We start from the raw sequence: 6000 nt of genomic DNA on the forward strand, positions 1-6000 counted from the left end.
ATGAAGAGAATCCACACTGAATGGGAAGGAGAACAGCACTGGATCTGCTGTGGCTTTGCAGCGAATCACACACCGCGGGATGCTCCGGCCCGTGGCAGAGAATAGGAGGTACAATCGGTGCTGTCTGAGGGATCAGCGGGAAAGAGAGAACTTTACTTGGAAGCCTGTGCAGCCTTGATAGCGTCGATCATCATCGGAACAACCTTGAACAGGTCGCCGCAGATGCCGTAGTCGGCAACGTCGAAGATCGGAGCGGAGTCAGCCTTGTTGACTGCTACGATGCACTCGGAATCCTGCATGCCAGCCTTGTGCTGGATAGCACCGGAGATGCCCAGCGCAACATACAGCTTCGGATGTACGGTCTTGCCGGTCTGACCTACCTGATGGTCAGCCGTCAGCCAGCCGGAGTCAATTGCCGCACGGGAACCGCCGACAACGCCGCCGAACAGGCCAGCCAGCTCTTCTGCCAGCTTGATGCCGGTCTCAACATCCTTGGAAATGCCGCGGCCAACAGAAACGACCACTTCAGCACCGGTCAGGTCAACCAGCTCCTTGGCTTCCTTAACCACTTCCAGAACCTTGGTCTGCAGGTCCGCATCGGACAGCTGCACGTCAACCTTCTCAACTGCAACCGCGTTTGCCTTCGCCTCGTCGTACTCGCCCTTCTTCAGAACGCCCGGACGAACGGTTGCCATCTGGGGACGGAAGCGCGGGCAGATGATGGTCGCCATCAGGTGACCGCCGAATGCCGGACGGGTCATCTTCAGGTTGCGGTCAGCACGGTCGAGCGCGTCGATCTGTGCCTGCGGCAGCGTGGAAGCCTCCTGCAGGAATGCAGCGTACTTCTCAACGTCCACGTCGAGGTGCGTGCAGTCCGCGGTCAGACCGGTGTGCAGACGAGCCGCGCAGCGCGGGCCGAGGTCACGGCCGATGTTGGTCGCCGCGATCAGCATGATTTCCGGCTTCTTAGCCATAACAACGTCGCAAATCACCTTTGCGTAAGCATCGGTGGTGTAGGTCTCGAGCAGGTCGTCCTCCGCAACCAGAACCTTGTCCGCGCCGTAAGCGCCCAGGTCCTTGACCATTGCGTCGCCTACGCCCTTGCCGCCCAGCAGCAGGCCGCAAACTTCCGTGCCCATATCGTCCGCCAGCTTGCGCGCCTCAGAAATCAGCTCCAGCACGGTCGGCTGCAGCTTGCCCTGGCGCTGCTCACAGAATACCCATACGCCGGAAAAATCGGCGAGGTTGGTGTTATTGAATTCAGCCATTATAGTTTCTCCTTTCGATCAGATGATGTGCTTCTTGAGAAGCTCAGCTGCGAGGGTCTCGCAGGTAGCCTTGTCAGCACCTTCGAGCATCTTGCCCTGGCCCTTCTGCGGGGGCGTAAAGGACTTGAAGATGTTGGTGGGAGAACCCTTCAGGCCAATGGTAGCCGGGTCGATCAGCGGATCATCCTTCAGGGCGTTGTAGTCATAAACCGTAACCGGCTTATTATAGCAGCCCATGATGCCCTTGATGGACATATAGCGGGGAACATTCAACTCCTTGATGCAGGTGAGCAGGCAGGGCGTGTGAGTCTGGATGGTCATGTAGCCATCCTCGAGCATGCGCTTAACGGTGATGGTGTTGCCTTCCTTCTGGATATCGGCAGCATAGGAAATCTGCGGGATATCGAGTTTCTCCGCGATCTGAGAGCCTACCTGTGCGGTATCGCCGTCGATAGCCTGACGGCCGCAGAATACGATATCGTCATCCTCGATGCCGAGCTTTTTGATAGCGGCGGCAAGGATCTGAGAGGTTGCGAAGGTATCCGAACCGCCGAACTCACGGCCGGAAACCAGAATAGCCTCGTCCGCGCCCATCGCGAGCAGCTCGCGAAGCATGCCTTCTGCCGGGGGAGGACCCATGGTAACAACAACGACCTTGCAGCCGGTTGCATCCTTGAGCTTGAGGGCTGCTTCCACTGCGTTCTTATCGTCGGGGTTGATGATAGTGGCCATGGATGCGCGGTTCAGGGTGCCGTCGGGATTGACTGCAACCTTACCGGAGGTATCCGGAACCTGCTTTACACAAACGATTGCTTTCATGTTCTGTTTTCCTCCTGTTCCTTACTTGCCGAGAATGTTGCCGGAGATAACGACGCGCTGGATTTCGCTCGTGCCTTCGTAGATCTCGGTGATCTTGGCATCACGCATCATGCGCTCAACCGGATAATCCTTGGTGTAGCCGTAGCCGCCGTGGATCTGGACCGCCTTGGTGGTGATCTTCATGGCAGCTTCGGAAGCGAACAGCTTGGCGGTTGCTGCATCAACCGTAAACGGCTTGCCTTCCGTCTTGAGGGAGGCGGCCTTGTAGGTCAGCAGGCGGGCAGCCTCAATGGCAACATGCATATCGGCAAACACGAACTGGGTGTTCTGGAACTTGGCGATCGGACGGCCGAACTGCTCACGGGTCTTGGCGAAGCTGATGGATTCTTCCATTGCGCCCTCGGAAATGCCGAGCGCCTGAGCGGCAATGCCGATACGGCCGCCGTCCAGTGTCTGCATGGCGATCTTGAAGCCCTTGCCTTCCTGACCAAGCAGGTTTTCTTTCGGTACAATGCAGTCGGTGAACACGATTTCCGCCGTGGGCGAGCCGTGCAGGCCGAGCTTTTCCTCGTGCTTGCCGACAGAGAAGCCGGGGAACGAGCTTTCCACAATGAACGCGGAAATGCCACGGGTACCCTTGGTCTTATCAGTCATGGCGAATACAACGAAAACATCCGCAACATAACCGTTGGTGATGAAGATCTTGGAACCGTTCAGGACATAATGATCGCCCTCGAGAACCGCGGTGCAGGTGCCCTTGGCAGCGTCCGAACCGGCGTCCGGCTCGGTCAGCGCGAAAGCGCCTACCTTATGGCCTTCGGTCAGCATGCGCAGGTACTTTTCCTTCTGCGCGGGCGTGCCGTGCTGAATAATCGGGCCGCAGCACAGGCCATTGTGAGTAGCGAGAATGTCGCCGGTGGAAGCGCACTGCTTGCTCAGCTCTTCGATGGCGATGGCCGAGCAAAGGTCGTCCGCGCCGGCGCCGCCGAACTCTTCCGGTACGATCATGCCCATAACGCCCAAATCAAACAGCTTTTCGATGGTCTCACGGGGATAAGTAGAGGTTTTGTCGGTTTCCGCGGCGATGGGCTTGACTTCGTTTTCAGTGAAGTCTTGCATCATCTGGCGAACCAGTTCCTGTTCACGGGTCAGATGGAAATCCATGTTCAAGTCTCCTTTTGTGATGGAAATTTATTGCCGATGCCGACGGAGAGCCGGCGTACCGCCATAGTCAGAGATGCCGTATCATACGGCAGGAAAAGACCAAGCCATCCGCAATGGAACGTATAACAGATGGTTTGGTTTAGGTATTTCTTGCGTATATTTTTGTTAAGTTTTATTTTCGACTATCAATATACCACACAGAAAATCATGCGTCAATTGTCAAAATTGACGGAATGGAACAATAAATTTGTTAAATTATAAGTATGTTTTGGTCAATGTTGTGTAACTTTGCAGAGGAAGAGGGTGCTGTGTTGGGCAATATATGAAAAAGCCGGGATTGCAATGAGGAAAAATGTATGTGAGAAGAGCTTCGAAAAAGCAGACAGTGCATCAGGGATGAAGCGTTTGCCGTAAAAAATGCTTTTGCGGCAATTCATGCATCGGGCGGGCAGAATCAGATAAAACCCTGTCGCTGAAAAAGCGGAATGTTTAATATGGGAAAAATGTACATATCAAATTGGTAGAAAGTATGATATAATAAAACACACTGAATAAGTATGAATGAAGACAGGAGAGAAGCATGAATCTGATTTTGAGTGACAGGCCGCTTCGTCTGCCGGAAACAGACCGCGGCGGTACGGAGTGCATTGACCTGTCAAAACTGCATATTGCTAACTGTGTCGGCTGTTTCGGGTGTTGGACGAAAACGCCCGGAAAATGTGTCATTCGAGATGATGCTGTGCAGGTTTATCCGCTCATCGCGCAAAGTGACCGGGTGCTGTATGTAAGCAGAGTGAAGTATGGAAGCTATGATACGACGATGAAAACCATGCTGGAGCGGGCAATTCCGGTGCAGCAGGCATTCATTCGTCTGTGGAACGGGGAAACGCATCATGTGCAGCGGAATGTTAAGCCCAAGCAGGCGGTAATCATCGGTTACGGCGACCTGTCGGAGGAAGAAAAGGATATTTTCCGGCAGTTGGTTGCGCGCAATGCAAACAATATGAGTTTTGCAAGCTGGCGTGTGGTGTTTGTGCCGGAGCAGGAAGTGGAGCAAGCGGTGCAGAGCGAGGTGCAGTCATGGGAAAAATAATGCTGATTAACGCAAGCCCGCGGGCGCCGAAATCCAATTCCAAGCAATACGCCGAGCTGTTTGCCAAGGTGTGTCGGGCGGAGACAGCATATTTCGCCGTCACCAGAAACAACCACAGAGAGCTGTGCCAGACCATGGAGGATTTTTCAGATGTGCTGCTGGTGTTTCCGCTCTATGCGGACGGCCTGCCGGTGACATTGATGCATTTTCTTAAGACGCTGGAGCAACATCCGCCGCGGTGGAAACCGCGCGTTTCGGTTCTCATCAACTGCGGATTTATGGAGCCGGAGCAGAATGATATCGCGGTGCAGATGGTCCGTCTGTTTTGCAAGCAAAACGGCTATCCGTTCGGCTCGGTTTTGAAAATCGGGAGCGGCGAGGCAATTCTGTCCACCCCGTTTCGGATTCTGGTCCGCGCCAAAATGAAAAAGCTGGCTGCCGCTATTGCTGCGGAAAAGTCACAGACGTGGAAGGTTACCATGCCGATCTCCAAAAACATGTTTCTCCGCGCATCCACCGTTTATTGGACGAACTATGGAAAGCGGAATGGGATTACAAAAGAGCAGATGGAAACCATGCAGATCGAAGAATAGGCGGAGGGGAGAATCGGTGAAATATCGGTATTGGCTGGCAGCGGCGCTGTTGCTGACCGCGCTGTCAGGCTGCACCATTCCGGCGCAGGAGCAAACCGCCTCGCCGGAGGAGACAGCCGATATCGCAGCAACGGAGAATGAGGTTCCGTCGGCAGCTGAAACACCTGAGGCAGCAGAGGATAATACGCAAACCGCAGATATACCGGACCCGCCGCAGGACGCGCAGGCTTTTGTCCGCGTGCAGGACTATATTCCGGATATTGTGGTTGATTTGCGATACGCTACCACAAATAATTTTACCGGCACGGTGATTTACGCCTATGAAGATGCATGGCTGCGCTATGCTACGGTCAGAAAACTGTCGGATGTGCAGGAGCAGCTCAAGGCGCAAGGCTACCGGCTTTGTATCTGGGATGCATTCCGTTCGGCCCATTCACAGCAGACCCTGTGGGAGACCTACCCGGATGGCAACTATGTCGCCAATCCTGCCAACGGCTATTCGGGACATATCCGTGGCGACACGGTTGACGTCACACTGGTGACACTGGAAGGGGAGGCGGTAGAGATGCCTTCCGGGTTTGATGATTTTACCGCGCTGGCAGATCGGAATTATGAAGATGTGTCCGCGGCCGCAGGCGAACATGCGATGCTGCTGGAATCGGTGATGGAATCCTGCGGATTTGCCGGATATGATAAGGAATGGTGGCATTACAGCGACAATGATCGTGCGCAGCCCGCACCGGATTTTGAGCCGGCGGCATAAGCCCATTTAGGACGGCTTAAATGGACAGCGATTCATAAAGTGGAAGTTCCCTTGCGAAATTATGGCGATGCGTTTTGTTATGGACGCATCGCCATTTTTGTGTGAGTACTGAACGTTGTCGGTTCATTCGATTTGTTGACGAATTTATCGATAAAAAAACCAGCAGCACGCTGGAAAGCGTGCTGCTGGTCAGTCTGTCGAGAAACCCGGCCTATGCGTCAGGCATAAGCCGGGTTTCTGGCGTATAAAGGCCAAAAAAGTACAAACATGAATGGAGAAGACTTCTCCTTCCACAACCAA

General features: G+C 54.2%; 6 protein-coding genes. 3 read left to right on the top strand and 3 right to left on the bottom strand.

Annotated features, from left to right (window positions below):
* Positions 1-152: 152 nt before the first annotated feature.
* From acrA to ACTQ34_RS12435, 3 genes are read right to left on the bottom strand one after another with little or no spacing between them, the layout of a single operon-like run.
* On the bottom strand, positions 153-1268 hold the full coding sequence (gene acrA, locus ACTQ34_RS12425) for an acryloyl-CoA reductase electron transfer subunit beta (RefSeq protein ID WP_441364100.1): 1116 nt from the start codon (positions 1266-1268) through the stop codon (positions 153-155).
* A gap of 18 nt (positions 1269-1286) precedes the next feature.
* Positions 1287-2087, bottom strand: a complete 801-nt coding sequence (acrB, locus tag ACTQ34_RS12430; protein WP_441364101.1) for an acryloyl-CoA reductase electron transfer subunit gamma — start codon at positions 2085-2087, stop codon at positions 1287-1289.
* A 21-nt stretch (positions 2088-2108) separates the two neighbouring features.
* Entirely contained in the window at positions 2109-3251 is a 1143-nt protein-coding gene (locus ACTQ34_RS12435) for an acyl-CoA dehydrogenase (protein WP_441364102.1), read from the bottom strand.
* Between the two features lie 580 nt (positions 3252-3831).
* Between ACTQ34_RS12435 and ACTQ34_RS12440 the strand changes: the two genes are divergently transcribed.
* Genes ACTQ34_RS12440 through ACTQ34_RS12450 form a run of 3 tightly spaced genes read left to right on the top strand, consistent with a single transcriptional unit; the run spans position 3832 to position 5700 of the window.
* A complete protein-coding gene (locus ACTQ34_RS12440) occupies positions 3832-4344 on the top strand; it encodes a flavodoxin family protein (protein WP_441364103.1) in 513 nt (170 codons plus the stop codon).
* Positions 4332-4937: a hypothetical protein gene (locus ACTQ34_RS12445; protein WP_441364104.1), complete on the top strand. Its 606-nt coding sequence runs from the start codon at positions 4332-4334 to the stop codon at positions 4935-4937. The genes ACTQ34_RS12440 and ACTQ34_RS12445 overlap by 13 nt, the downstream gene beginning before the upstream one ends.
* Positions 4938-4953: 16 nt before the next feature.
* Positions 4954-5700, top strand: a complete 747-nt coding sequence (locus ACTQ34_RS12450; protein WP_441364105.1) for a M15 family metallopeptidase — start codon at positions 4954-4956, stop codon at positions 5698-5700.
* Positions 5701-6000 lie beyond the last annotated feature (300 nt).

Source organism: Agathobaculum sp. LCP25S3_E8, from assembly GCF_052117165.1.
Taxonomy (GTDB): domain Bacteria; phylum Bacillota; class Clostridia; order Oscillospirales; family Butyricicoccaceae; genus Agathobaculum.